Source organism: Cupriavidus sp. 01L45 (genome assembly GCF_056399885.1).
Map to the genome: position 1 here is coordinate 15,633 of NZ_JBFTSG010000064.1, position 25,718 is coordinate 41,350.

Below are 25,718 nucleotides of genomic sequence, written 5' to 3' on the forward strand. Positions count from 1 at the left end.
CCCATGATCGACCTCGACAAAATCGACCTCAGGATACTGGCCGAGCTGCAGCGCGACGCCAGTCTCACCAATGTGGAACTGGCCGCGCGCATCAATCTCTCGCCGTCACCGTGCCTTGCCCGTGTGCGCTTGCTGAAGCAGTCGGGACTGATCAGCGGACATGTCACGCTGCTGGATCCCCGCAAGCTTGGCCTCAACGTCAACGTGTTCATCCAGGTCACGCTGGAAAAGCAGACCCGTGCCGGCCTGGACTCGTTCGAGCGCGCGGTCCTGGCACTGCCGCAGGTGATGGAGTGCTATCTGATGAGCGGCGATTCCGATTACCTGATCCGGGTAGTGGTTTCCGAAGTGCAGGCACTCGAGCACTTCATCGTCGACAAGCTGACGCGGCTGGCTGGCGTGGCCAGCATCCGCTCAAGTTTCGCCCTCAAGCAGGTGAAATACCAGACTGCACTGCCACTGCCGGAGCCCACGCCAAGAAAGCAGGGGCGATAACGGCGGCCTGCCCGGAGCGCGGCACTTGCCGCAGATGCCAGCGCACGCGTGAGCGCAGCACATCATGCCGCCCGGACTTGTCACCTCGAAACTTTCGACGGCGCACCCCGTGCATTCGGCGCGGGAACAGCACTTCATGCTTCGTTCTCCTCCGTAGAATGGCCGAAAGCGATGCACATAACTCATCAAACTACAAATTGGCAGGAGACAGCATGCATTACCCGAAGATATTCCTCGGCCTGTTGGGCATCACCGCCGCGATTCTCGGCAGCATGCCTGCCCGGGCCAACGCCGAGGCATACCCTTCCCGCCCCATACGCCTGGTTGTGCCGTTTGTGCCGGGTGGCGTCACCGACGCCACCGCGCGCCTCGTGGCGGACAAGCTGGGCCAGTCGCTGGGGCAATCCGTCATCGTCGACAACCGGCCGGGCGCGTCCGGCAATATCGGCGCGGAGATGGTGGCAAAGTCGAACCCCGACGGCTACACCCTGTTGCTGGGCTTCGATGGGGCGCTGGTGACCGCCACCCACATCACGAAGCCGCGCTTCAACGTGCTGACCGACTTCGCGCCCGTCACCAAGGTAGGGGATGCCACCCTGATCTTCGTGACGAGTCCTTCCGTGCCGGCCAGGAACTTCAATGAGCTGGTCGCCTACGCGGGCACCAGGAAAGGCACAGGCCTGTCATTTGGCAGTTCCGGCACCGGCACCACTTGCCACCTTGCCGGGGAATTGCTGAAGGAACAGGCGGGAATCAACCTGCAGCACATCCCGTACAAGGGCGGCTCACAGGCGCTGACCGATGTGCTCGGCGGCTCCCTCCCCGTGCTATGCACTGCGGTCGCCAGCGTGTCCCAGTATGTGAAGAGCGGCCAGGTCCGCGCCATTGCCGTCACCGGCAGCCACCGGATCGCCTCGCTCCCCGATGTGCCGACGCTGATGGATTCCGGGGTCAAGAACTTCAGCGTGGATTCCTGGGTAGGCATCCTCGCGCCCGCCGGCACGCCGGCCGCCGTGGTCACCCGCCTGCAGCGGGAGACCAGGAAGGTGCTGGAGCAGCCGGAAACCAGGGCCAGGATGCTCGACCTCGGCATCACCCCGGTCGGCAACACCCCGGATGAATTCGGCAAGCAGATCCGCCGGGACTACGCACGATACGGCGAGGTGGTGAAAAAGGCCGGCATCACGCTCAACTAAAAATGTTTCCCAAGATCACGACAACGCTTCCTGCTTGTCGTTCCCGCGAAGGCGGGAACCCAGTGACTTGTCCCCAACAGGGACGTGAAAGACGCTGGATTCCCGCCTCAGCGGGAATGACGGTGGTTGTTCTTATGATGTCGCGAACTAAGGAAAGCTGAATAGGCAGGTGCGGCCATGTGGCGTCATATGGCTGCGCACATTCTTTTGCTTCCCACTCTCCTCTTGCCATGTTCTCTACCAGTGATCTTTCCGACGAGCACCCCGACACGACCTCCGTCTGCCAGCTGCAGTTCCGCAGCTTCGGCTTGCGCAAGCATTTCGCAGGCCCCTGCGCGACCCTGCGCGTGCAAGAGGACCACAGACCCGTCCTGCGCCGGCTTTCGACGCCAGGCGCCGGCCGCGTCCTCGTGGTCGATGCAGGCGGCTCCCTGCGCATCGGCGTCTTTGGCGACCGGCTGGCCGGACTGGCGTCAAGCAATGGCTGGGCCGGACTGGTCATCCATGGCGTCATTCGCGACAGCAAGACCGTCAATGGCATCGACATCGGCGTGAAGGCCCTGGGCACGACGGCATTGCGCAATGCCAGCGAGCAGCCCGGCGCCGAAGATGACGTATCGCTGACCTTCGGCGGCGTGACGTTCAGGCCGGGCGAATGGGTCTATTGCGACGCGGATGCCGTGCTCATCAGCCCGGAGGCGATCCGGGCAACGGAGCCGCCGCAAGCCTACTGACCAGCATGGCGGTGGGCGCGCACTGCGAACGTGCGCGCTTGCGGATTGCCTCCTCTCGTTCCACTTTGTGGCAGAGCCGCCGTTGCGCCGGCGGCCCTGCCCATCAGCATATTGCAGCCTATAGATCTTCCGAACGCCCGGACACGCGCCCGGCCTGTGCCTCCCCCAACACGCCTGCCAGATGGATCTGTTCAAAGTCAACTTGAATCTGCTGGTTGTATTCGATGCCTTGCTGATGTCGAAGAGCGTGACCAAAGCCGCCCGACAGCTCGGCCTGAGCCAGCCCGCGATGAGCTACGAGCTCAACAAGCTGCGCACGCTGTTCAACGATCCGCTGTTCATCCGGATCCATAACGAGATGTGCCCCACGCCGCGCGCACAGGCCTTGTCGGACCCGGTCCGGCGCGTCATCGAAGCCATCCGCACGGAAGTCCTTGGCTCGGAAGCCTTCGACCCGCTCAGTACGCGCCGGGAGTTTGTCTTCTGCATGAATGATGTCGGGGAGATGTACTTTATTCCCCGCATCATTCGGGCGCTGCAGCAGCATGCACCGCACGCGCGAGTCCGGGCGGTATCGCTAGGCCCGTCCCAGCTCGACGAAGCTCTGGAGAGCGGCGAAGTGGACCTAGCCATGGGGTATTTCCCCGATCTGATTAAGGCCAGCACCTATCAGCAGCAATTGCACAACGGCAGCTTTGTCTGCATTGCGCGCTGCGGCAATCCGTTTATCGGCAATGCCCTGTCGCTGCAAGGCTTCCTGGCCGCCCCGGCAGTCGCTGTCAGTTCCACGGTGCGGACCTGGGAACTGATTGAAAAGGAACTTCGCGCCGCCCGCTTCCCCTTGCGGATCGAACTGCGCGTCTCTCACTTCCTGAGCCTGCTCGACATCGTCGCAGAGACTGACATGATCGCGGCCGTGCCGCTGAATGCCGCAGAGTTCCTGGTTAAGAACGGGCGCGTGCGCATCCATGCGCTGCCGTTCGAGTCACCGACCTTCCCGGTACGGCAGCACTGGCACAAGCGCTATCACAACACGCCGGAAAACATTTGGATCCGCAGCCTGCTGCGCGATCTGTTCCAGGCTCAGCCGATAGCGCCGGCACGGTTCGCGCCCCATGCGATCTGACGGCACGCGCCCTATACCCTGAACTGCGCCAGCGTCTGCGGCGCGAACAGCTGCGCCGGCTCCCATCTGCGCTTCGACAGGCCCTGCTCACGGTGGTAGCGCAGGAAGGTGTCGAGCACGGCGTGGTTCTCGTGCAACCCGTAGGGCCACCAGTCGTCGCCCAGCGCCTGCCGTGTCTGCCTGGCATGTTCGCCCAGCCACGGCAGCATGGTCGTCAGCGCCGCCATGTCGTCCAGCTTCTGCTGTGCCAGCCGCTTTGCCGCCACGAAGCCCTTGTAGAGGGTCTGCGCCAGCCACGGATGGGCGCGGTCGAGCTCACGGCGAATCACGATGGTGTGCATGATCGGGAAGATGCCGGTCTTGCGGAAATAGGCGCGCTCAACCTCCGCGGGATCGGCAAACAGGCGCCTGACGCCAGCGGTGCCGAAACTCGAAGGGGTGCGCGCGGTATACAGCGCGTCGATTTCTCCATCCGCGAGCATGCGCGCCAGGGTCTTGCCCTGCCCTGCCGGGCGAATCCGGATCTCGCCAGGCAAGTCCAGCGCCAGTTTTTCCTGCCGGCCCGGCTCTTCCAGCCCCCCTGTCACATACTCGACGCTATGGACAGGCAGTCCGTACTCATCGGCCAGCATGCCCCGGATCCAGACCGAGGCCGTCATCTGGTATTCCGGCACACCGATCCGTTTACCGGCGAGCTGGGCAGGCTCACGGATATCGCTGCGCCCCGATACGAAAACGCAGGAGTGCCGGAAGAACCGCGAGGGAAACACCGGAATGGCAATGAAAGGCGGTTCCTCCCCCCCCAGCGACATCACATAGGATGACAACGACATCTCGGCACAATCGAATTCCCTGCCTTTCAGCATCCGGAAGAAGATCTCCTCCAGCGGCAGGGAAAGGGGCAGAAGGTCGACCCCCTCCAGGCCGATGCTGCCATGCGTGAGTGCCGCGGTGCGATCGTAGTCGCCGCAAGCGAGGGTGATTCGCAGTCTGTTCATGGTTCCGGTCCGTAGTGAAATGGCTGGATACTGCGGTGGTCGTATTACAGACGTATGCCCCGATAGAGCCATTCCGCCTCCGCGTAGGTATTGGCGGGCACTGACATGTTATTTCTTTCATCCCGTCAATTCATCGCATCGAATATGCAGAATCCAACAATCTAATTGCAACGGGTTTCTCCTGCCTGAATGGCGATGCCGGATGGAATGAAATCGAACGACGGCGCATCATTCCAGCGTGACCGACAGATTCCGCCACCACGCGGTCGCTCCCTGGCCGTGATTCGAAACGCTGCCGACACCAGGCATCGGCTTCTTCAGCGTGAACAGGCCAAGCCCGGGGGTAACGCTCTCGATATCAACCGGGATACCGGTGGTCRCATAGAAGCGCTTGCCATCCACGCTCCACTCGCAGGTATGCGCGCTGCGATCCAGCCTAATCGAATAGTGATGAAACGACTCCGGCGTGTTCTGCGTGACCAGCGGAGACTGAATCACGTGCACCCAGTCGCCGCCCGCTGAGATAATGCCCGGCAACGGCAGGCGCTCGTAGACAACTCCCGTCCTGGTTTCCGACACGATAAAATCGAACACCATTCCGGTCGCCTGGTCCACCACGTTGAAGGCGGCGAAGCCGTCCAACAAATCATCCGGATTGCCATGGTGCGACTTGCATGCCATGTCGCATGAAATGGTCACAGCTCCGTCCCTGGGTAGCCTGATGCGCTCGCGCATCATGTAGAGCAGCTTGGGATTGTCGAACATCGGGATCTGGTCATGCTGAAGCCGGAAGCGTTCGATTTCCAGCTTCAGCACGCCATGCTCCGCCTGCACCCGGGAACCGGGATCCTCATACCTCCATATGCCGCCGCCCTCCATAGGCAGCTGCACCACTTCCCATCGTTGCGCATCAATCTCACCAGAGTTGAAGCGGTCCAGTATCTGAGTAGTCATAGTGGCTCCGTTGTGGCATCAGCCGGATGAACCGGGAAGCGTCGCGCCGGCCTGCAAGCGGGCGTCCGACGAGGTTGGGCTGGCTCCGGCAAGCGGCTCGCCGTCCGCCCAGATGAATGTCACGCTCACGCGTACGAACCGCCATCCGGCCGGGGTGCGGCGGTAAACGTTGTCATACCACCCCCCAAGAACACTGCGTTTTGCCGGGGAGCCGGCACTCGCCACGCAAGTCGCCTGGAAGTAGGCGCGCGCAGTCGCGGAGTCGCCATCCAGCGCAATCGCATGATTCGAGATCATGTGATGCGTTGCCGAGAATTGCCCCAGTACTTCCGTTGAGAACGACGCGATGTCGGCCTTTCCCACCCGGCCGAACGGCAGGTCCAGCACGCCTTCTTCCACGAAGAGATTCGCTAACGCGTCAAACTCGCCGACGTCCACGCAGCATGCGTACTGCATCAGCAGCGCACCGATGGCTGCCTGATCCGTCAGCCACCTGAGTTGCGCTTGCGGCGATTGCGGTAACCGTTCCACGTTTCGATCTCCTGTGGCTGGATTGTTGGCAAGACCACGGTCGGGATGCAGGCGCTACTTGTGCAGGCCCCAATGCCCCGTCTCCATCCGTTGCGCAGCCGCAAGGCCCGACTGGGTCAGGCGCAGCGTGTCCCTGGATTCAAGCAGCCACGCCCAGTTCCCTTCAGGAACATCCTCCTCCGGCCCCCAGTGGGCGACCCCTTTGGGAACCCACGTCAGCGTGCCGGGCTGGTCGATCACCCCGCGCGCGCCCGGGCCGCGAAAATAGAGTTCGATCTCGTCATAGTCCGCGTTGTGGTGCAGAGGCGGCCGCGGATTCTTGCGCGAACTCATCGTGAAGAAGATCGTGTCGCGCGTGCTGGTTTCGGCGAACTGGGCGGGTGCGCCGGGCACGCCTGCGCCGAAGGAGATGCGCCCGATGCGCGTCAGGTTGAGCTTCCAGACCGGGGCCTGGCCACCCAGGTGCGCCGACAACGCGAGCGGATCACGCGGCAGCAGATAGCGCGTGATGCCATCGAAGGACTTGACCAGCAGCCGCGTCTGCCCCGAGCAGGTCGAAACCCGTGCCGGATCGGGCCGGTGCACGTCGCGGTCGACATCGACGACGCCAAACGGCTCCAGCGTGGCGATGCGGATGCGCTGCGGCGTTTCGACGATCAGTCGCAGCGTCGGCGTCGTTAACGGCATGACCCGATAGGTCACTGCCCGCCCCAGGTAGATGAAATCGCCGGGCTCCGCACGCAAAGTACCGAAATCAGTCACGTAGTCGAGCGTTCCCTCCTGGACGAAGTGCATCTCGTCATGTTCGGCATTGCGCCAGGCATAAGGCGTGGGCGCCGCCAGCGCCGACGCGCTCAACGAAAGGCCGCCCCGCCCTGCCAGGAACGCAACAGGAAGTGCCGAAGGATCGTTCCTGTCCGCCAGATCCAGGCTGGCGAGATCCAGGCGGTGCGGGGCATGTGGCCCATCCACTTCGATGTACTCGTGCGTGGGATAGGGCCGCAACACGGCACAGACATCACCGGCGAAGCCGTCTCGAGTGTGTACTGCCAGCGTATGGGGAGTTGCCTGCTTCGCTTCGTCCGGGCTCTTTGCGGCGAGAGGCTGCGTGATTGGCTGTACCATGCTCCGTCCTTTCTTCCGTCCTTTGGTTAACATGGAAGAGCACTGCGGCCCGACGGCTACAGTGCCTTGTGACGCGCTTACTTCATGGCCTTGCGCTTGGAGATGCCGATCATCTCGCGGTACTCGGCAGGCGTGGCCAGCCTTCTCCCGAGCACCTCGGCGGTCGCCTTGACGCGCGCCACCATCTCGAGATTGCCGCTCACGATCTCGTCCTTGTGGGGATATCGGTAGATCGCATCCTCGGTGCCCACGCGAACGTGCAGGCCAAGCATGATGGCCGCCGTGGCCAGGTAATGTCCGGCCCGGCCCGATGCGCAGACATAGATAAAAGCGTCGGCGTCGATCTCATGGATGCGGTCGACGATCTGGATCAGCTCGGTCATCATCGCCTTCGTATGCGGCAGGTAGGCGCCCAGCCGGTCGGTCGCATCGTCGATCGGATAGCCGATCAGGATGCACCAGCCCGACGGCTTCTTGACAATGCCGGTCGACAGCAGATAGCGATTCGCCAGATCCACTTCCGAGGTGGAGTGCACCGAGAAGAACAGTGCGGCCCCGTGCTCCTGCGCAACGGTCGCGGCCGATTGCATCCACTCCACTGGAAAATTCGGTGCCATCGGCATCGTTTCCGCATAACCAGCCAGGATCGGATAGGCGTTTTCGTAGAAGTTGTTGCCACGCAGGATGTTGCAGTCCACCACCCAGTCAGCATCGGTCGCCTTGCGCACGTCACTGATCACGCGGTCATGGCACTCCATCACGCTGAGCCCGGACTCCTGGATCGCGGCAAGGCCGCCGAAGTCGATATGGACCCCGCAGGCACCGGCTTCGACCACTTCGGCGGTCGCCCGCGCCACGCCCTCGAAATCCACCGGAAAGTCCACCGGCATCCCCGCGTCGTGCTCGAGCGCGATACGGCCGGAAACCGCACACGTGACCACCAGCAACTCGGGGATATCCCACTTTGCCTGGACTTCCGGCGGCGGCGGCGACTCCAGTTCGCGGCTGGCGCGGCGCTTCATCATTTCGTTGCGGGAAGGCAGTTCCTTCCAGTCCTTCGTGAGGTCAAACATGCTTAGGGTCTCCTTTGAGGTAGGACTTTTCTCGCGCCGCAGGACACCGCAGCTCCTGTCCGGGCAAGCGATGCCGCAGCCGATCGCTCGGCATGGGTCGCCACCGCCGGCAACGCCCGGTCGATTCTGCAGATGGAACTGCTACTGATGCTCGGGACAGTCGGTGTAGCCGCCGGCGCCGCCGCCGTAGAAGGTGGCGGGGTCCGCCGGGACCAGCGGGGTACGAAAGCGCATGCGGTGGGCCCGGTTCGTTGAGGGAATTCTACTCACCCCAGCGGCTTGATCAATGAGGCAAGTTGGATTGATCGAATCCAAAAATTCGATTTCCGTGTTTTCCCTTATGAAGGATGATCGAAACTCCCGCACCCGCAGGTACCCATAGTCAAGGTACTGGCGACGCGAGCCGCTGCGGCGTAAGCTCAAGTGCCATCGGGGAGATATTTGAACGCATTTGGCGGCGAGCGGCAGCTCAGGCGCGCCTTGTGGTAGGGCACGCGGCGCTGCGCGCCGGTGAAGCCGCTGATGGTCGGCACCTGGCTGACCACGCACTTGATGCGCTTGTCGAGGGCGGCCACCGCCAGCGCATGCTGTGCGTGCCGCAGGACCATCCCTTCGCCAGCGCACGCCTGCTCGATCCCGAACTGCTGGCGCAAGAGCGGCTGGTGCGCCTGGTGCCGTGCTCGATCAGCCAGGAATGGCAGGACTACCACTTCCCCCGCCACACCCCGCAAGGCAAGCCGATCGGCGATGGCCCACTGGTGCGTACCATCCGCGAGGCGCTGGCGGCGGTGGTCGCCCGCCAGGGGCTGGTGATGCTGATCAAGCGGGCGTCGAGCTACTGCGCCACGCCGCAGATCGCCGTCGTCGAGATCGACCTGCCCGACATGCCGTCGACGCTGATGTGGCGCGCCGACGACCCGCGGCCGATTCTGCGCGAGATCGACGCGCTGCTGCTGCGCATTGCCCGGCGCTACGGAATCGCGCCGGACTGTGCGGCGGGCACTGGACGAACCTGCGCTGCCACCGCCGACCTCAACGGCTGCCGCTCGTCGCCGCGATTCCCCCGATTCCCGGCGTCGCACCCTGACCGAGGTCCTCGACCCGGTAGTACCGGGTCCAGCGCATCAGCTGCTCGTCGCTGATCGAACAGATCACGCTGTCCTCGGTGGCATGGTGCGAAACCCGGCTCCACGCCGGCGCGACGAAGGTATCGCCAAAGCGCCAGTCGACTTCCAGGTCACCCACCACGGAGCGTCCGCTGCCGCGCATCACCACATAGATGACATTGGCGGTATGGCGGTATGGCCGGTTCGGCCAGTTCGCCGGCCACCGGCTGACCTTCAGCGTGACCGTCGGCATCATCGGTGTAGGCAACGCGATGGTGGTGCCGAAATGGCCGGTGGGGTCGTCCTCTGCCCGATCCAGCGCGGCCACGGTGTCGGCCCACGCGAACCGCATCGGCGAATGCGCGGTTTCCTGCGCGACCCGCTCCCAATGATCGGGATGCGGCTCATAGAACATCGGCTCCAGCAGATGGGTGAGCGGCACGTCCAGCCCGTCCAGCCAGTAGGCCTGCTCGCTGCCCTCATGACCATGGCCATGCCAGGAACCGCCCGGCGTGAGCACGATATCGCCGCTTTCCATCGGATGCTTGTGCCCGTCGACGATCGAATAGGCACCCCGCGACTCCAGTATGACCCGCATGGCATGGGGAGAATGCCGGTGCGACTTCGCCTTTTCCCCGGGCAGCATGGTCTGGTAGGCGCAGATCAGCGTGCGCAAGGTGGCGTGGTCGTTGTCCGGAATCGGATTGCACATGATCAGGTTGCGCCGCTCCGCTTCCTCGGTGGACACCTCATGCGCCGCTTGCTGCAGGCACTCGCGGACTTCCTGGTACCGCCAATGGGCCGGCACGCACTGCGACCGCATCTCGCGCCACAGCAGCGGCGTCGGCCGCCTGAACCACCCCGGCAACAGGTGCAGCGCTTCGGCACGCTCCGCCAGCGTCCCGGGTTCCTCCAATTGACTCGGCTTCATCCAATCCTGATCCATATCCAATTCTTCTCGTTCAGTTTCAATAGTGGCACCATTGCATCGCATCAGCCGGAGGAACCGGACGCCGTTGCGCCAGCCGGCACCCGGGCACCCGACGCGGCATGAGGAAAAAGGAAGCAGGCCAGGGCCGGCAGCAAGATGAGTGCCCCGAGCATGTTCCAGATGAACATGAAGGCAAGCAGGATGCCCATGTCCGCCTGGAACTTGATGGGCGAGAGCATCCACGTGGCAACCGCGATGGCAAGCGTGATGCCGGTCAGTACGACAACCTTGCCGGTAAAGAGAAGCGCGCGGTAATAGGACGCCGACAGGCTGTTGCCCTGGCGCAATTCCGCCAGCGTGACGGCAAGCACGTACAGCGCATAGTCGACGCCGATGCCCACGCCCAGCGCGATCACAGGCAGCGTGGCCACCTTGACGCCGATGCCCAGCATGACCATCAGCGCTTCGGTCAGGATGGTCGTCAGCATCAGCGGAATCACGGCACACAGCACCGCCCGCCAGGAGCGGAAGGTCACGAAGGCGAGCAGGATCACCGCCACGTAAACCAGCAGGAGCATCTGGCCGTTGGCCTGTCTGACCACGATATTGGTAGCGGCCTCGATGCCGGCGTTGCCGGCCGCGGAAAGGAACTTCAGATCCGCCGTATTGTTGGCCTGGCCGAACTCGTCTACCACTTTCACCACGGCATCCAGCGTGTCCGACTTGTGGTCCCTGAGGTAGACGTAGACCGTCAGCAGGTCGCAGTTCTGGTTGAACAATTCGCGCGGCGCTCGCGTGGTAATGGCATTCAGCATGTCCTGCGTGCGAGGCACGTCGTACCACTTGAAGCTGCCTTCGTTCATGGCCACGGCGGCGGTCTTGGCCAGGCTGGCGAAGGAATTGGTGCCGTCCACCCCCGGCAGTTGCCGCAGCTTCCATTCCAGGTCGTCCACCAGCGAAAGCGTGCTGAAGCGGGAACACTGGAATTGCTGCGTTTTCACCATCACGACATAGGTGTCGCTGCTCGCGGCGTAGTTGGCGACCATGAATGCGGTGTCCCGGTTGTAGCGGGCGTCCCGACGCAGTTCGGGCGCGCCCGGCTCCAGGTCGCCAACCTTCAGGTCAAGCCGCACGACGAAGCTCGCGGTGCCCAGCACCACGGCGACTCCCAGTGCCAGCGCAGCCCATTTGCGCTGCGTGAAGCGATCGAGAAATGCCCAGAACGCTTGCTTGCGCGGTGCTGCCCCCGCCCCTGCGTTCGCACTTGCGGCGCTTGCGCCGTCTGCGCGCACGCTGCGCAGCGCCGCCTTGGGGTTAACACCGACATAAGACAGCAGGATGGGCAGCAAGACCAGGTTGGTAAAGATCAGCACGGCCACACCCAGGCTGGCCGCGACCGCGAGGTCGTGAATGACCTGGATCCTGATCATCATCAGCACCGCGAAGCCGACCGCGTCCGCGAGCAGCGCCGTAAGCCCCGCGACAAACAGCCGGCGATACGTCAGGCGTGCAGCGGTAAGGCGGTGCAGGYCACGCCCGATGTCCTGCATGATCCCGTTCATCTTCTGCGCGCCATGGCTCATGCCGATGGCAAAGACCAGGAATGGCGCGAGGATCGAATAGGGATCGAGCTCGTAGCCAAGCAGGGACAGCAGCCCGAGCAGCCATATCACGGACAGCAGCGAGCAGAACACGACCAGCAGCGTGCTGCGAATGCAGCGCGTATGCCAGTACAGCACGGCAGCGCAGACGGCGATCGCCAGGCCGAAGAACAGCACCACATGCTTCAGGCCTTCGATCAGGTCGCCCACGACCTTGGCGAATCCCGTGATATGCAGGCGGACCGACCCGCTTTCATATTTATGCCGCAGCCGTTCCAGCTTGCCGGAGAACTCGTGATAGTCGAGCCGCTGGCCGTGCGCGTCGACATCCAGCAGCGGTACCACGATGACACTGGAGCGGAGGTTCGCCGCGACAAGCTGCCCGACCTGCCCCGAGCGCTCGATGTTGGCGCGCAGCGCCTTCAGGCTCTGCGCCGAGCCATCGTAGGCGTTCGGGATGACCGGGCCACCCTCGAGTCCGTCCTCGGTGACGCCGATCCATCGGGTCGACGGCGTCCACAGCGATTTGACATAGGAGCGGTCGACGCCCGGCAACAGGAAAACCTCGTCGTTGATCCGGCGCAGCGTCTCCATGTAGGACGCATCGAAGATGTCCCCCTTGGGGTTTTCGACGGCAATCCGCAGCGTATTCCCCAGCCCTGACAGTTCCTGCTTGTTCTCGAGATAGGCGGCAATGAACGGGTGGCTGGTGGGAATCATCTTCTCGAACGCCGCGTTCAGTTGGAGCGCGGTCGCGCGATAGCCGAGCAGCAGCGTAGCCAGCACGCAAAGCGCGACGACCACGCGGCGATGGTTGAACAGGATCCGCTCGAGCAGCGAACCCGAACCGGCATCCAGATCGGGGACATTCGGCCCCTCTTGCCGGGACGATGTATCCATGGGCTTCATGGTTCGACTCCTGTGCCGATCTTGTCCAGCGGCAGGCGCGCTACGCCGCGCAGGCCCGCCAGGATCAGGCTGCCGTCGGCTGCCTGCGCAATGCTGTTGATAGGCCCCGCAATACCTGTCGGGATGTTCCGGAACGTCTCGCCATCGTCGGTGCTGCGCATCATGCCTCCGGAGCCGTCGACAATCAGGATTGCGCCGTCATCGGCCCGCATGCCGTCGGTCAGGGCCGCGCTGCGGCCGCTGCCGATCTGACGCCAGTTCTGCCCCGCGTCCTGTGTGCGGTAGAGATTTCCGCGCAGGCCGAAGATCAGGAGCTTGTCCGGCGAACCGGTCACCATGCCGAAGTAGCTTCCCGGATAGGCTGTCTTTATCGCGGCGAAGTGGCCGCCGCCGTCGCGCGATCGATACAGCGTTCCTTGCTCGCCCGCAACATAGAGATCGCTGCCAACCGCGCGAATCCGGTAGAGATGCCGGCCTTCCGGGTTCGGCAGCCTGCCATCCACCGGATGCCAATGCTTGCCGGCATCCCCGGTCGAGAATGCCAGACCATATGCCCCGACGGCCAGGCCTTCGCGCTCATTTGCGAAGTAGACGTCGAGCAACGGCTTGTCCGGGCCGTCGGCAACCAGCCGCTCGGCTTCGCGCAGGCGGCGGGCGGCGGCGCCGGCGTTTGCCACCCCGGTTTCGGCCGAGGCGCCCTGTGCTGCCGCCAGCACCAACTGCGCGGCGCGCACGCCGTCCAGTTGCTTGCTCCAGGTCTCGCCGCCATCGGCGGAATGCAGGATCACGCCGCCGTGCCCCACCGCCCAGCCTTGCGTGGGCGTGGCAAAAAAAACGCTCGTGAGCGTGACACTGACCGGCACGCTACCCTGCCGCCATGACTGGCCGTGATCGTCCGACAGCAGTACGATGCCGCGCTCGCCTGCGGCAACGAGTCTTTGCCCTGCCCGCGTCACCGCCAGCATCAGGCTGGCAGGGGCCAGCACACTGCGCGATGACTGGCGCTCCAGTACGTCCGCTGGTCCTCCCGTGCGCACCGGGGCGGCCGCGCCGGACAGCCCCACGCCAACCGTGCATGCCACGGCGGCAATGCACAGGGCCACACTTCTCATTTGCATACTCACTTGTCTCCCGGGCATCGTGCCCCGATCGCGCCGGCGGCAATGCCGGCGCCTTGTCGTCAGGCTGAAAGGCTCAGCGCACCCCTTCGCCTGCCACGGCCTCCGGTGTGAAGTAGGTCGCGGGCAGACGGTCGAGCAGCTTGAGATAGGACGAGGTCGACGAATTCTCCCAGTCCGTGTCACCCATGCTCACCCAACTACCAGCCAGCAGATTGAAGACCGAAATCTGGGCGCCGGTGTAGATGAACGGCCCTTCGGGAACGATCATCGGCAACTGGATCTGGGCGCGCCACAACTGCCCATCCGCATCCCAGCCTTCACCCATGACCGCGGCCCACGTGTCCTCGTCCAGATAGAAGCGGCGCTTGTGGACCACATGTCGCTTTCCTGACGCCAGGCTGGCTTCGACCACCCACACCCGATGCAATTCCCACCGCACCAGGTCCGGATTAACGTGATGCGCCATCAGACGCTGATTGACCGGCGTCTTCTGGTAGTACTTACTGTTGTTGTAGGGAATGTAGACTTCCCGCTTGCCAACCAGCTTCCAGTCATAGCGGTCAAGGTCGCCATAGAAGACAAAGGCCTCGTCGTAATAGCTCTGCCCCGAATTGACATCGTCCGGCGTGTCATAGCCGATGGTTGGCGCCTTGCGAACCCGGCGTTGGCCGGTCAGGTACTGCCAGGCCTGCCGTGGCTTGTTGATGGAGTCGACGATCAGGTACTGCTCGCCGGACTTGAACGGCGGGTCCGTCATGAAGATGCGCAGTAACTGGTTGGCGCCCTTGAAGGTCTCCAGCGAACCGCCTTTGTCGTAGTACGGGTTCTGCACCCTGGTGTTGAGCCTGGCCGCGAGCACGCTCTTGCCCTCCGCCGTGACAAGATAATTGGCGGCTGTGAATGCAGTGGTTTCCCCCATCCAGTGCAGCTTGTGGTTCCACATGGCCTCGAAGCCATCCTTTGGAATCGGAAACGGAATGCCTCCGAAGGCACCCTCCAGGCCGATGCCATTGCCGGTGGTTGCGGCACGCGTCGCATTCTTGTACGTGTTGTCATAGACCCACTGCGGCGCCGCCGCGGTGCGATGGGTGGGATAGACATCGAGCCGGTAGCTGTCGGGATACTTCTTCAACAGCGCCTTGACGCCATCCGACAGTTTGTCGCCGTACTTGTCGAGATTTTTCGCGGAAATCGAGAACAGAGACGTCTCGGCGCCGAACGGGTCCGGTCGTGGCGCGCCGCTCTTGTAGCCCTGCGGCACCTCGGTATAGCCGCCGGTCCAGGCCGGGATGGTGCCCTCTTTGTTGCCGGCCCGTTCGGCCCCGAACGGTGTCAGGGTGGTCTTCAGCCGTGCGGCCTCCTCCGTCGGCACCGCTGCACCAGCCAGCTGCGAGACGGCAAGGAGGCCGCACAGCGCCGCGCGTAAGTACAAGTTTGAATGCTTCATGCCATGGCTCCAACAAGCGATTAGAAAGTCCGCGAAATCGACAGCGAGACAAAATCCCGGTCACGCAACGACTGCGCATAGGAGTAGTTCTGCACGGCGGCGTTTGCCGGCGTGATCACGCCGTCCGCGGAACCGAAGTAATGCGTGTAGTTCAGCGAGAATTTCCACACCTTGAGATAGTCCCCGAGCACGCCGACACTCACGTCGCCAGCATGGCGCACGCCAAAGCCGGGATGGATGACCGAAGACTTGCCGCTCAGGCCGTAGCCGACGCCGATCGGCACGGACAGATCGACGCCGTCGAAGACCTGGAAATAGGACGGTTGGAACACCATGCGGATCGCCGTGGCATCGCGCGAGGCATTGGGGTCGAGCGCCGCTGCGTTGCTGGCCACGCTGAGCCGCCGGTTCCAGGCGATTTCGCCCAGGAAGTTGCCGCCTTGCCAGAGCGCCGATGGCGACAGCAAGGCAACCCACGAGAGCTGGGCATGGGCCGTCCCGCCCACCGGGTACAGCGGGTTGCCGGCATTGTCCGCGCTGACGCCCGCCGGCACCGCGACCGAGCCGCCCTGCGGCACCAGCGGCATATTCCGGCGAATCGACGCCTCCGCCGACACATTGACATCGGCAATCGTGGTCGTGACGCTCGCGCCGTAGACCTTGATGTCTTGCGGGAAGACCAGCTGGTAGGTCCCAACCTGGCCGCTGACCGGATTGAAGCCGGCCCCGGGGTGGGCATAGACGACGGGAGACTTGGCATGGAAGCGGGCCGCGTAGAAGCCGAACTCCATATCGCCGCCTTCGGGCCGGAAGCGCAGTTGCACGCCGCCCTGCCCCTGGTTCCTGGCCTTCAGGTCGCCGGTGCGGGTAAGATAGAAGGGCGAGCCGCCCGGAATGATCGTATTCGGCCCGGCCAGGATGCGCTCGCCGCCCGCGTCCAGAATATCGACCTGCGAGAAGTAGCTGCCCACCCCCGGCAGACGATCCCGTTCCCAGTGGGCCTGGTAGTACCCGCCCACCGCCACGTTCGGCGAGACCTGGAACTGGCCCGAAAGCTGCGGCACTGGCCGGATCACCTCCTTGAACGGCGTGTTCGGCACCGACAGCAGCTTGATCAGGTCAATGGGCGATTGCGCGGCGGCGATGCCATTGTTGCCAAAGAAAAGGCTCTCCCCGTACAGCAGCGAATGCTGCCCCACGCGCCCGGTGGCCGACATGTCGCCAATGTCGGCTTTGCCGAAGGCGAACAGATCGAGCAGTTCCGCTTTGCGGCCATGCAACCGCTCCGTGGCATCGGGAAAGTGGTTGCTGCTGACCGACGCCGCGTTTGCCGTGGCCGGTGAGTTGTTGTCGTTCGCGCGGTTGTAGACCTGGTCGTACCAGGCGGCGCCGCTCACGCGCATTCCCACGTCCCTATAACGCAAGTCGAACTCGGAATACAGGTCGACGCGGTTCGAGACCAGGCCGTACCGTCTGAAGTTGCGGTCGCCGTCATCGAGGTTCGCGTCAGCCGTCAGGGCATCGGACGGACGGCCCAGGCGCTGTGCGACGCTGTACTTCAGGGTGTTGTCCCAGCGCGCCTTGAGATCCTCGTTGCCGGTATCGAATTCAAAGGCGTTGGCTGCCGACGCCACCGTCATGGCAACCGCCGCGAAAACTGGTGTGGCAATGGCGATCGGCCTGGCTCGTCGTATCCGCCTGCGTGGTGAAGCCCGCCGCCAGATGGCACATGCAGCGTTTCTTTTCATGTCTCCCCCATTTTTTATAGTTGATTCCCGCCACTCTCCAAACGGCGATACGCTCGCCACTCCCACTTCCCGCGTCCGGCGGGCGCTCCCCACTAACGGCTGCGAACTTCGGTACTGAGCTCTCCAAGGCACTCAATCGACAGCGAGACGTTGTCGCCATCCTTGAGATACTCGCCGCGGCCATGTCCGACACCAGCCGGTGTCCCGGTCGCGATGATGTCTCCGGGCATCAGCGTCATGACCGAGGAGAAGTACTCGATGATTGCGGCAACATCGAAGATCATGTTTGCCGTCGTTGAGTCTTGCTTGACTTCACCATTGACGGACAGCCGGATCGCAAGATTCTGCGGATCCGGCACAAACTCGGCTGGCGTGATGAGCGGTCCGAGCGGGCCGAAGCCGTCGAACGACTTGTGAAGGATCCAGTCCATGCCCAGACCGGGCACCGGTTGAGAAATCCAGTCGCGAGCGGAGATGTCATTGAATGGGCAATATCCAGCCACCACATTCCATGCATCCTTCGCCGCAACCTGATAGGCCTTGCGTCCGATGACGATGGCAAGCTCGGCCTCCCAGTCGACTTTGCGGGTGACGGGTGGCAGCCACAGCGTCTGCCGATGCCCAAGCAGCGTGTTCTGCGGCTTGATAAAGGCGAATGGACGCTCCGGACTGACGCCGGCGCTGCCCATCTCGGCGACATGGTCGCGATAGTTCACCCCCACGCAAACAATCTTTCCTGGGTTCGGTATGGCGGGCAGCCAATCCAGGCGGTCGCGCTCGAGTGGCTGCACGCCGGCTGCGTTGCCGGCCAGTTTCGTTAGGATCGGCCGCCACGTGTCCCACTGCTCGATCACATCCCGAACGCCGGTCTGCCCGGGCGTAGCGGTTCCGGTTTTCGCGATCAGCTCATCCAGCAGATAAAGCGTGCCCGCTGCTTCGAAGACCGTCACCGGCCGCCCGGCAGAGGCAACCGTCCCGAGCCGCCACGCGTCGCCTCTGCCAGCTCCTTCCTGAATTCGATCCCGCGTCACAACATGTTCTCCGGTGGCCGCGTACCCCACTCGTCCAGCGATCGCTGGTCTTCGACGGACCAACGCATCGGGGAATAGGCCTCGTCATCGAAGATCACCTCTTCTTCCGCCGAATATTCGATGACGTGTCCGGCCTGGTCCCGGAAGTAGCAGGCAATGTTGTGTCCAGGCCCGTGGCGGACCGGCCCCCACAGCAACTCGACCCTGGCTTCGCTGCGCATCTTCTCCCAGGCTTCAAAGACCGCGGCCCCGTCCTTGAGCGTGAACTGCACGTGATGAAGACCGTTCGAGCCTGATTGAGCCAGGGCAATGCAGTGGTAGAGCTTGCTTGCCCGGAAGAAGGTCATCACCGGCGTGGCGTCGGGCGTCTCGATGCGGGACGATTCCATCAGCCCGAGCGTTCCGGCGGCGAACGCCGACTCGGCTGGCACATCAGTGCATCGAACCACCACATGGTCGCAGACGATTGGGCTGCCAGCGATTGCCGGACGCGGCGTGGTGGCCGCGATCGGCGTGTCGGCGATCAGCCCCGTGGTCAGCTGCAGAGTGTGACCGGCCGGCGTGCTGAACCGCAGCGATGCGCCTGGGTTCCACGCCGACGGCTCGCGTYGGGTCACCGGAATGTTGGCATTGGTCAGCCGCGCAGCCGCCTCGTCGAGCGCGGCATGATCCGCCACGATATACGAGATATGGTCGAGTCCGCCTTGCCCGGGCGTGTAGACCAGAGAGTATGGGTCAGGGCCGGCCGCCGAAAGATAGTAGCGGCCTTCGTCATCATGGCCGGCCAGCGTGAACCCCATCTGCTTGACGGCAAATTCAGCAGCGGCTTCGGGGTTCGGAGCGCGCAATGCCACGTGGCCCGTTCGGTGGATGCCCAACCCAGCCGCTCGGTTCGACGGTTGCCGGGCCTTCGGAAAGATATTTGGGGAAAAGTCAGTTTCGAGAGACATCGCTGCTCCGATAATGTTGATTCAGCTGCTTGAGCGAGGCGCTTGCCGGTCAGGCCGGCACCGCGAGCGACTCGAGGACTTTGACCATCACGGCGATATCTTCTTCGCCGTACCCGTCGTCGCAGGCGCGTTCGTAGAGTGTCTTCGCCGTATTCAGCAGCGGCATCGCCGCACCGGCGCCGCTGGCGGTGGCAAGGATGGCATCCATGACGTCGACGAGCCCGGTGACGGTGCCGTTGACCGGGCGGGATCTTCCTTCCGCCATCATCGGCGCCCTGATGTTGAACATCGTGGAAGTGGCGGCGGAAGCTGTGATCGTGTCAAGGACCAGCTTCAGATCGAGGCCAACTGCCTTCGCCAGCGCCACCGCCTCGGCCGCCGCCGCGGTGTGCACGGCGACGAGCGTGTTGGCCACGAACTTGAGTTTCGATCCGGCGCCGAATTCGCCGGCGTACACCACCGCTGTCCCCAACGCGGTGAGGAACGGGCGCACCCATTCACAGGTCGCCTGCTCGCCGCTGGCGAATACGACACCCTTTCGTGCGGTCACCATCGTTGGCGTGCCGCTGACAGGCGCGTCGAGCATTTCGATGCCCGCATCGCGCAACCTGTCCCGTGCGGACAGCTTGCGGCTAAGTGCCATCGCGCCGATGTCCACCACTAGGAGGTCGGAGCGTCCTGCGGCAAGGATCCCGTTCGGGCCGCCGATGACCTCGTCAAGCGCGTCAGCGGACGCAACACAGGTGAAAACGATCTGCGCCTTCTCGGCGACTTCTTGCGGGCTTCGTGCGGCCTTGCCTCCGACTGCCTCGAATTCGGCCAGCGAGCCGCGGCGGTAGCCCCAGACGGTGTGTCCATCGGCAATGAGATTGGCTGCAAATGGCAGTCCTATCTTGCCCGGGGCAACCAAGCCGACAGTGTGTGTGTGTTGGTTCACGGTGGTATCTCTGGATCTATGTATCAATCTTGTGGCTGCGTTTGCCACTGCTGTGGATCGCCCCTGTCAGGACAGGCGGCTCTTCTGGTCCGAGAGATCGATGGACATTTCGATGCGGCCCTGATGCACCTGCCATGCCTCGACCCGAAATGCCCTAGCTCCGCTGAAATGGAAAGGATCGCCGGCCGCGAGGGTATGCGCTTCCTCGCGGTTCGATGCGCGGACGATCCACATTCCGCTCGGCGCGGGTTCGCCAGACGTGTCAAGAAAGGGCCCTGACATGAACAACGCACCTCGCTTCTCGAGTCCGACCATGTATTCGATGTGGGCCGGGATGTGTTGCGCCAGCTCGCCAGGCCGTTCTCCCGGCTCACTGAAGACCACAAACAAGGGCCTGTTCAATGAGCGGTTCGTTTCGCCGTGCGCGGAATTCATCGGCTGGCACCTCGCGCCACGGCCAGCTCCATGATGCGGGGGTTGCCATCGCTCCAGAGCTGCACCATCGCAACGGCGTCGATGTTCCATTCGGCCCCTGCCCGGGCCAACTCGAAGGTGTAGGTCCCGTTCGTCGTCAACTGCGGGCTGCCGTTGCGGTTGGCGAGCCGCACGGTGACTTGCGCATGCACCACGCAGGTCGCCCGGTCCCCGGTGACGCGGATGCAGGGCATTGACAGGAAGTGCTGGGAGGCATCAGTGTGGACAATGGATGCCTTCCACCGGGCAGCGAGCGCGGTGGCGTCGAACTCGGCGGCAGGCTGGCCGGTTACGGACTCATAGTCCCACCTGACCCGCGGTGCGAGACAGGCGACGGCACCGTCGATATCGCGCAAGTCCAGCGCGAGCACAAAGCGCGCCACCGTATCTTCAATGTGCGCCCGGCTGATTGCGTACTCCAGGGTGCGCCCGGATTCTGTCATCGTGGTGGTCCCCATTTCATCTCCTTGCTGTAGCTAGCCCTGCCGATCGCGTGTCGGCGTGAAGAACTTCATCACCAGTTGCGTTCCACGACGGGGAGCAAGAGGTCTCCCATGCCATCGACTTCCGCGCGCACGACGTCGCCCGCCTCGATGGGTCCTACGCCCTCGGGTGTTCCCGTCGCGTAGATATCACCGGGTTGCAGCGTCACGACGTGGCTCGCCTGTTCGATCAGTTCGTCGATGCCAACGATCAGGTTCCTGGTGTTGGCCTCCTGGCGCAATTCGCCATTGACCCAGAGTTTCAAACCGATGCTGGCGTGATCGGCGACTTCGTCTGCGGTGACGATGAAGGGGCCGATTGGCGTGAACGATTCGAACGACTTGCGCATCGTCCGTTCCTCTTGCTGTTTGCCTTCGGTGCGAAGCGTAATGTCTAGAAGGCAGAGATAGCCAAAGATATGGTCCCGGACCCGCTCACGTGACACGCCGCGCGCGGTCTTGCCGATCACAACGCCCAGTTCCACCTCGTGGTGGAAGGCACGGCCCGGCATCGGCGGGAGTTCAATCGGATCGGCCGGTCCGGAGATCGATCCGGACGCCTTCACGAAAAAGCCGACCTCGCGCGGTGACTGGAGCGCTTGCGGGCTGGTCGGCGCGTAGCGCGACGTAGTCATCTCGGCTACGTGTGCGTGGTAGTTGGCAGGTGCCGCAAGTAGTTGCCCGGGGCGCGGAATCGGCGGGAGCAGCAGGACCTCGGCCAACGGATACTCGTCGGCCGTGCGGACGTATGCCTCGACATCGGACTTCAGTTCGTCCCAGTGAGCGATCAGTTCATTGATGACATAAGGCGTACCGTGCCATCGCTTGTCTACAACATTGGTGACGTCGCGAATGGTGGTCCCCTTGATGATGCCGATACGGTAGTTGTCGAAGAGGGCTATGCGCATTGGATGTGACCTTTCTTGGAATCGGGGGTGCAGCGAACGTCAGGAGGCATGGGGCGGCTGTGGTTTTTCTGGCGCCCACCCTGGCTGGATTCCAGCACGGCCGAGGATCTGGCCGGATGCGGCGACGGCCCGCTTGTTCAGCTCTGCCATGTCGACGCCGAGCAGTTTGCCGTCGCGTTTGACAGCGGCTCCGGCCACATAGACGTGATCGACGGTATGTCGGCTTGCATGATGAACAATCGATGCAATGGGATCGAGGGCAGGGATCATCGATATGTGATCGGCGCGAATCATGACGACGTCTGCCTGCTTGCCGGGAGAAAGGCTGCCGGTGGTCGCCTCCTGTCCGAGCGCGCGCGCGCCTTCGATCGTGGCGAACTCGAGCACGTCGCGGGCGGTCAGCTTCAGATCCCAGGGATTCTCGTGCGCCTCGATCATGGGTTGGTTGGCGAGGCCCCGAGGCACGGCCAGGGCGAATCGCATGGCGGTAAAGGGGTCGCCGCCAACAGCCATGCACGTGTCGATACCAATATTCGGTCGGATGCCGGCTTGCAGGAGTCCGGCAATGGGCGGCCACCCATGGCCCATGGCGGACTCATCCTCGGGCGTTACCGTGGCGGAAACCCCGGCGTCGGCCATCATTCGGAACTCGTCGTCGGTGAGCAGATTGCAGTGGCTGAAGATCAGGTCGTCGCCCAACAGCCCTTCCTTGTGGAGCCGCGTTACGTTCGGCCGGCTGCCCAGATCCAGTGCGGCCATGCCGATATGGATGTTGATGCGCAGTCCGAGCTCCCTGGCCAGCGCCCAATCGGCGCGAACCACGTCCATGGTCGAAGAGTCAGGCCCCCGCGCTCCCAGGCCCATCGTCAGGAGACCCGTGTCGGAAGAGAAATACTGGCTACGGATGCGGCGGATTTCCGCCTGATTGCTCAGGGTGGCGCTCTTGAAGGGCGGCGCCAGAATCTCGGCCTGTTCGACCATCGATCCACCGTAGCCAAAGACCGCGCGGATTCCCGAGTTGCGCAAGGCACGGATCGCCGCGTCGGTGTGCTCAGGCGTTGACTGGTTATGTGAGAAGTCAAACACGCCGGTGACACCGGCATCGAGCGCGTCAAGGGCGCCCAGGGTCGTCCCCAGATACATGTCCTCCGGCGTCATGTTCGGCGCGAGCATGCCGAACATGGTTACGAAGTACTGGAAGAGCGACCAGTCTGACGCCAGCCCGCGCAACAGGGCCTGGAAGAGATGCCGGTGCGAATCAATGAATCCCGGCATCACGATGTGCTGGGAGGCATCGATCACCTCGGCGCTGCCGTCCGCGATGTCCAGGTGGGGCCTGATAGCAACGATGGTGTCGCGCTCGATCAGCACGTCGCCCACCAGCTCGCCGATATTGGGGTCCATCGACACGATATGGCCCCCGCGCAGTAGTGTTCTCGTGGAAGTCATCAGTTGGGCTCCTTGCCTTGCGAAGTACGATTCATCGCGTTCCTCCTATGGTGTTCTACTTTGCAGAACATGTATCTGCTATGTAGAACATGCTAATCTGTACGTTGGTGATCTGAAATCCGGGTAAACGCCCGGGTTAGAATCACATCAAGTTCAGACGCAGGACAACGCAGGCAAGGAGGAATACATGGGCGAATCCGACATTCAGCAAGATCAAATGAAGCCGAACTATCCGATCGCATCGGTCGACAAGGCGCTACGGCTGCTGCGCAGCTTCACGGACCGCGGCGCAATCCGCGTGGCAGAAGCAAGCAGGGAGCTGGATGTGGCCAGGTCCACTGCCCATCGTCTCCTGGAGATGCTCCAGCACCACGAATTCGTGCAACAGGATCCGGTTTCCCGCGCCTACGTGCCGGGTCCCGCCTTGCTCAAGATTGGTTTGTCCGTGGTTCGCAACCTCGATGTTCGCGGCGTGGCACGGCCGGTAATCGAGGAATTGGTGGAAGAAGTCCAGGAATCCGCGCACCTGGTCATCCTGTCCGGGCGCGACATGCTCATCATCGATGCTGTTGAGAGCCCCCGGATGCTTCGCATCGGCTCGCGCCTGGGCGGCACCATCCCGGCGCACGCTGCGGCAGGCGGTCGAGCGTTGCTCGCCACGCTCCCCGACGAACGCATCAAGGAGCTGTATCCCGCGGAAGAACTCAAGSCCGTCACCCCAGACACCTTGACCAGCCGCAAAGATCTTCTAAGCGAGCTCGAGCAGATTCGCGCTTGCGGGTATGCGGTAAGTGTTGCCGAGGTCGAGCCGGACGTGAGCACGGTCGCCGCGACGATCCCTGGCTCCGGCCGCACAACGCCAGCGGCGATCACCATTTCCATGCCACGCTCTCGCGTGAAACGGGACGATCTTCCGCGACTTGGGCAAGCCGCAATCTCCGCGGCACTGCGCGTTGCCGACCTGATGGCGCTGCCGCGGTAATCCGAATCAGCCGGGCAGAGGCGATAGGCAGAGGATGACGTATGAACGCGCTGCCATGCATGGATGCCTCCGGATTGCCAAGCTTTCATTTGGGGTGCAATTTTTTTCCGGGCTGACAACGCCGCCGCCGCTTGGTGTATTGCGGACCTCCGGGCCGGCAAGTTCATGGCGTATCCATCTTCTCGATACTGTCCCGCCAATGGCGCAGACGTGAAGATAAATTCTAGGAACAGACCGGCAGCATGGGCTGCCGAAATTGGCCTGCGGCACGGGCGCCTGCGGTAGATCGTGCCGCAGCTGGCGCCGGCACTGCGCATATCTTCCGCCGACAGGGAAAACGCAACAAACTACTGCGCTTGGTTGCCGCTATCTGGGCTCACCGGCCCGTACCCATCGTGCTGTCGCAGAGCGCTATTTGGGCTAACGGCGCACAGTATTTCCGCCAGCCTGCATGTCAGGACAGTTGTCGCTCCGACCGAGGCTGCTGGGCGCAATACGCGAGAGAAGTGGCTCGATGCCGACAAACCTTCAGGGAACCGGCTGCAGCGCGATGGCTACCGCCGCAGAGTACGGCGGTGAAAGTGGATTCACGGTAACCGAGGGTGGCGACGGGATGGCGACGCTGGAGCGCTGTCCATGCCCGCGCGTGAGCGGGCCGTGGACAGCGGGCGCCTGGTTGAACGCCGTGATGACGGCCGCTGCCGTCGATGAGGCCGCGAACCGCCGGCACTCCGATATGGTGGAACGCATCCCCGGCAAGCGTGCCGAAGGAATCCGGCACGCGCCAGGAGGGCGCTTACAGCGCGAAGATCAGCAGCCCCGTGGTGCCGATGTTGCAGCCGATGCATCCAGGGGGCGACGCGTCAGCCGAGGTCGGCATAAAGACCTGCCTGGTGGCAGGATCCACAGCGACAGAATGGGCGTTGTTCCCGCTCGGCACCATCCCCGAGCGACTTTCCTTGTCCCCGCATCGACGACGGTCAGCACCGGCGTGACGCACGGAGTACCGGCGGGACAGCTTGCCCCCGAGGACTTGCCGCCTTGCGTCCGGCGGCTCGCGGCACTGTAGAGCGGTTCGTCGCCGCGTCATACACAAGCTGGTCTCCGCCGCCGGCATTCAGCGCTGCGACGATGTTGCCCTTGTTCTTGTCCAGGATCTGCAGCAATAGCGGCGCTCCAGCCGTGGCCTCGCAGTTGACGGCAATATCGTTGCCCGGACCGAGCGCCAGGCCGGTCGGGTCGCAGTTGCCGAGGGGGAACACCTTGGTTCCGGCCAGGTCGAAAAGTCCGGGAACGATCCCGCAAAGGCATTGGCGCCGGTTGGCTTGATCTGAGCGACCTGCTTCCTGGTGCTGGTATTGAACACGTCCACCGAAGCATTGGCACGATCGGTGAAGTAATAGCGATTTC

The 25,718-nt window shown here is 63.3% G+C and carries 24 protein-coding genes and 1 pseudogene; 6 read left to right on the forward strand and 19 right to left on the reverse strand.

Features of this window, described 5'->3' with window-relative positions:
• Positions 1-3 precede the first annotated feature (3 nt).
• The 4 genes from AC1DT6_RS33595 to AC1DT6_RS33610 all read left to right on the forward strand — a co-directional run bounded on the left by AC1DT6_RS33595 (position 4) and on the right by AC1DT6_RS33610 (position 3,551).
• On the forward strand, positions 4-495 hold the full coding sequence (locus AC1DT6_RS33595; protein WP_477115280.1) for an Lrp/AsnC family transcriptional regulator: 492 nt from the start codon (positions 4-6) through the stop codon (positions 493-495).
• Between the two features lie 212 nt (positions 496-707).
• Positions 708-1,691 (forward strand): Bug family tripartite tricarboxylate transporter substrate binding protein, encoded by a 984-nt coding sequence (locus AC1DT6_RS33600; RefSeq protein ID WP_477115281.1) that lies wholly within the window; start codon positions 708-710, stop codon positions 1,689-1,691.
• A 230-nt stretch (positions 1,692-1,921) separates the two neighbouring features.
• On the forward strand, positions 1,922-2,425 hold the full coding sequence (gene rraA, locus AC1DT6_RS33605) for a ribonuclease E activity regulator RraA (protein WP_477115282.1): 504 nt from the start codon (positions 1,922-1,924) through the stop codon (positions 2,423-2,425).
• A gap of 181 nt (positions 2,426-2,606) precedes the next feature.
• On the forward strand, positions 2,607-3,551 hold the full coding sequence (locus AC1DT6_RS33610; RefSeq protein ID WP_477115283.1) for a LysR family transcriptional regulator: 945 nt from the start codon (positions 2,607-2,609) through the stop codon (positions 3,549-3,551).
• 11 nt (positions 3,552-3,562) lie between these two features.
• Here AC1DT6_RS33610 and AC1DT6_RS33615 read toward each other — a convergent pair whose 3' ends face one another.
• The 6 genes and pseudogenes from AC1DT6_RS33615 to AC1DT6_RS33640 form a co-directional block, all read right to left on the reverse strand.
• Positions 3,563-4,549: a substrate-binding domain-containing protein gene (locus AC1DT6_RS33615; protein ID WP_477115284.1), complete on the reverse strand. Its 987-nt coding sequence runs from the start codon at positions 4,547-4,549 to the stop codon at positions 3,563-3,565.
• A gap of 228 nt (positions 4,550-4,777) precedes the next feature.
• A complete protein-coding gene (locus AC1DT6_RS33620; protein WP_477115285.1) occupies positions 4,778-5,503 on the reverse strand; it encodes a DUF6081 family protein in 726 nt (241 codons plus the stop codon).
• An 18-nt stretch (positions 5,504-5,521) separates the two neighbouring features.
• A complete protein-coding gene (locus AC1DT6_RS33625) occupies positions 5,522-6,034 on the reverse strand; it encodes a nuclear transport factor 2 family protein (protein WP_477115286.1) in 513 nt (170 codons plus the stop codon).
• Between the two features lie 54 nt (positions 6,035-6,088).
• Positions 6,089-7,159 (reverse strand): homogentisate 1,2-dioxygenase, encoded by a 1,071-nt coding sequence (locus AC1DT6_RS33630; RefSeq protein ID WP_477115287.1) that lies wholly within the window; start codon positions 7,157-7,159, stop codon positions 6,089-6,091.
• A gap of 77 nt (positions 7,160-7,236) precedes the next feature.
• Positions 7,237-8,232 carry a 3-keto-5-aminohexanoate cleavage protein gene (locus AC1DT6_RS33635; RefSeq protein WP_477115288.1) on the reverse strand — a complete coding sequence of 332 codons (996 nt, stop codon included), beginning with the start codon at positions 8,230-8,232 and terminating at the stop codon, positions 7,237-7,239.
• 473 nt (positions 8,233-8,705) lie between these two features.
• A pseudogene (locus tag AC1DT6_RS33640) lies at positions 8,706-8,819 on the reverse strand (acetylxylan esterase); the annotation flags it as partial.
• Between the two features lie 6 nt (positions 8,820-8,825).
• Here AC1DT6_RS33640 and AC1DT6_RS33645 point away from each other — a divergent pair.
• A complete protein-coding gene (locus AC1DT6_RS33645; RefSeq protein WP_477115289.1) occupies positions 8,826-9,374 on the forward strand; it encodes a type 2 periplasmic-binding domain-containing protein in 549 nt (182 codons plus the stop codon).
• Here AC1DT6_RS33645 and AC1DT6_RS33650 read toward each other — a convergent pair.
• From AC1DT6_RS33650 to AC1DT6_RS33705, 12 genes are all read right to left on the reverse strand, one after another.
• Complete coding sequence (locus AC1DT6_RS33650) at positions 9,265-10,269, reverse strand: cupin domain-containing protein (protein ID WP_477115290.1); 1,005 nt, start codon at positions 10,267-10,269, stop codon at positions 9,265-9,267. The two genes, AC1DT6_RS33645 and AC1DT6_RS33650, sit on opposite strands and share 110 nt — an antisense overlap.
• Positions 10,270-10,331: 62 nt before the next feature.
• Positions 10,332-12,779, reverse strand: a complete 2,448-nt coding sequence (locus tag AC1DT6_RS33655) for an efflux RND transporter permease subunit (RefSeq protein ID WP_477115291.1) — start codon at positions 12,777-12,779, stop codon at positions 10,332-10,334.
• Complete coding sequence (locus tag AC1DT6_RS33660; protein WP_477115292.1) at positions 12,776-13,897, reverse strand: WD40/YVTN/BNR-like repeat-containing protein; 1,122 nt, start codon at positions 13,895-13,897, stop codon at positions 12,776-12,778. Before AC1DT6_RS33660 ends, AC1DT6_RS33655 begins: the two co-directional genes overlap by 4 nt.
• 76 nt (positions 13,898-13,973) lie before the next feature.
• Positions 13,974-15,347 (reverse strand): DUF1329 domain-containing protein, encoded by a 1,374-nt coding sequence (locus AC1DT6_RS33665; protein ID WP_477115293.1) that lies wholly within the window; start codon positions 15,345-15,347, stop codon positions 13,974-13,976.
• A 20-nt stretch (positions 15,348-15,367) separates the two neighbouring features.
• Positions 15,368-17,095 (reverse strand): DUF1302 domain-containing protein, encoded by a 1,728-nt coding sequence (locus AC1DT6_RS33670; RefSeq protein ID WP_477115294.1) that lies wholly within the window; start codon positions 17,093-17,095, stop codon positions 15,368-15,370.
• Positions 17,096-17,187: 92 nt separating this feature from the next.
• Positions 17,188-18,126: a fumarylacetoacetate hydrolase family protein gene (locus AC1DT6_RS33675; protein ID WP_477115295.1), complete on the reverse strand. Its 939-nt coding sequence runs from the start codon at positions 18,124-18,126 to the stop codon at positions 17,188-17,190.
• On the reverse strand, positions 18,123-19,076 hold the full coding sequence (locus AC1DT6_RS33680) for a VOC family protein (protein WP_477115296.1): 954 nt from the start codon (positions 19,074-19,076) through the stop codon (positions 18,123-18,125). The genes AC1DT6_RS33675 and AC1DT6_RS33680 overlap by 4 nt, the downstream gene beginning before the upstream one ends.
• Positions 19,077-19,125: 49 nt before the next feature.
• Positions 19,126-20,013, reverse strand: coding sequence for an NAD(P)-dependent oxidoreductase (locus AC1DT6_RS33685; protein WP_477115297.1), 888 nt, complete (start codon positions 20,011-20,013; stop codon positions 19,126-19,128).
• 66 nt (positions 20,014-20,079) lie between these two features.
• Complete coding sequence (locus AC1DT6_RS33690) at positions 20,080-20,448, reverse strand: YciI family protein (protein ID WP_477115298.1); 369 nt, start codon at positions 20,446-20,448, stop codon at positions 20,080-20,082.
• The gene (locus tag AC1DT6_RS33695; protein ID WP_477115299.1) at positions 20,445-20,945 is read right to left on the reverse strand and encodes a nuclear transport factor 2 family protein; all 501 of its coding nucleotides are present in this window, start codon (positions 20,943-20,945) and stop codon (positions 20,445-20,447) included. The genes AC1DT6_RS33690 and AC1DT6_RS33695 overlap by 4 nt, the downstream gene beginning before the upstream one ends.
• A 56-nt stretch (positions 20,946-21,001) precedes the next feature.
• Positions 21,002-21,877 (reverse strand): fumarylacetoacetate hydrolase family protein, encoded by an 876-nt coding sequence (locus AC1DT6_RS33700; protein WP_477115300.1) that lies wholly within the window; start codon positions 21,875-21,877, stop codon positions 21,002-21,004.
• 39 nt (positions 21,878-21,916) lie between these two features.
• The gene (locus AC1DT6_RS33705; RefSeq protein ID WP_477115301.1) at positions 21,917-23,326 is read right to left on the reverse strand and encodes an amidohydrolase family protein; all 1,410 of its coding nucleotides are present in this window, start codon (positions 23,324-23,326) and stop codon (positions 21,917-21,919) included.
• Positions 23,327-23,513: 187 nt separating this feature from the next.
• On the opposite strand from AC1DT6_RS33705, the gene AC1DT6_RS33710 reads away from it, so the two are divergent.
• A complete protein-coding gene (locus AC1DT6_RS33710; protein ID WP_477115302.1) occupies positions 23,514-24,308 on the forward strand; it encodes an IclR family transcriptional regulator in 795 nt (264 codons plus the stop codon).
• Between the two features lie 980 nt (positions 24,309-25,288).
• On the opposite strand, the gene AC1DT6_RS33715 is transcribed toward AC1DT6_RS33710, so the two are convergent.
• Positions 25,289-25,570 carry a hypothetical protein gene (locus AC1DT6_RS33715; protein WP_477115303.1) on the reverse strand — a complete coding sequence of 94 codons (282 nt, stop codon included), beginning with the start codon at positions 25,568-25,570 and terminating at the stop codon, positions 25,289-25,291.
• Positions 25,571-25,718 lie beyond the last annotated feature (148 nt).

Coding starts and splice junctions, on each gene's coding strand:
- AC1DT6_RS33595 (WP_477115280.1), top strand. CDS start 4: ATGATCGACCTCGACAAAATCGACCTCAGGATACTGGCCGAGCTGCAG.
- AC1DT6_RS33600 (WP_477115281.1), top strand. CDS start 708: ATGCATTACCCGAAGATATTCCTCGGCCTGTTGGGCATCACCGCCGCG.
- rraA (WP_477115282.1), top strand. CDS start 1,922: ATGTTCTCTACCAGTGATCTTTCCGACGAGCACCCCGACACGACCTCC.
- AC1DT6_RS33610 (WP_477115283.1), top strand. CDS start 2,607: ATGGATCTGTTCAAAGTCAACTTGAATCTGCTGGTTGTATTCGATGCC.
- AC1DT6_RS33615 (WP_477115284.1), bottom strand. CDS start 4,549: ATGAACAGACTGCGAATCACCCTCGCTTGCGGCGACTACGATCGCACC.
- AC1DT6_RS33630 (WP_477115287.1), bottom strand. CDS start 7,159: ATGGTACAGCCAATCACGCAGCCTCTCGCCGCAAAGAGCCCGGACGAA.
- AC1DT6_RS33635 (WP_477115288.1), bottom strand. CDS start 8,232: ATGTTTGACCTCACGAAGGACTGGAAGGAACTGCCTTCCCGCAACGAA.
- AC1DT6_RS33650 (WP_477115290.1), bottom strand. CDS start 10,269: ATGAAGCCGAGTCAATTGGAGGAACCCGGGACGCTGGCGGAGCGTGCC.
- AC1DT6_RS33660 (WP_477115292.1), bottom strand. CDS start 13,897: ATGCAAATGAGAAGTGTGGCCCTGTGCATTGCCGCCGTGGCATGCACG.
- AC1DT6_RS33665 (WP_477115293.1), bottom strand. CDS start 15,347: ATGAAGCATTCAAACTTGTACTTACGCGCGGCGCTGTGCGGCCTCCTT.
- AC1DT6_RS33670 (WP_477115294.1), bottom strand. CDS start 17,095: ATGAAAAGAAACGCTGCATGTGCCATCTGGCGGCGGGCTTCACCACGC.
- AC1DT6_RS33690 (WP_477115298.1), bottom strand. CDS start 20,448: ATGAATTCCGCGCACGGCGAAACGAACCGCTCATTGAACAGGCCCTTG.
- AC1DT6_RS33695 (WP_477115299.1), bottom strand. CDS start 20,945: ATGGGGACCACCACGATGACAGAATCCGGGCGCACCCTGGAGTACGCA.
- AC1DT6_RS33700 (WP_477115300.1), bottom strand. CDS start 21,877: ATGCGCATAGCCCTCTTCGACAACTACCGTATCGGCATCATCAAGGGG.
- AC1DT6_RS33705 (WP_477115301.1), bottom strand. CDS start 23,326: ATGACTTCCACGAGAACACTACTGCGCGGGGGCCATATCGTGTCGATG.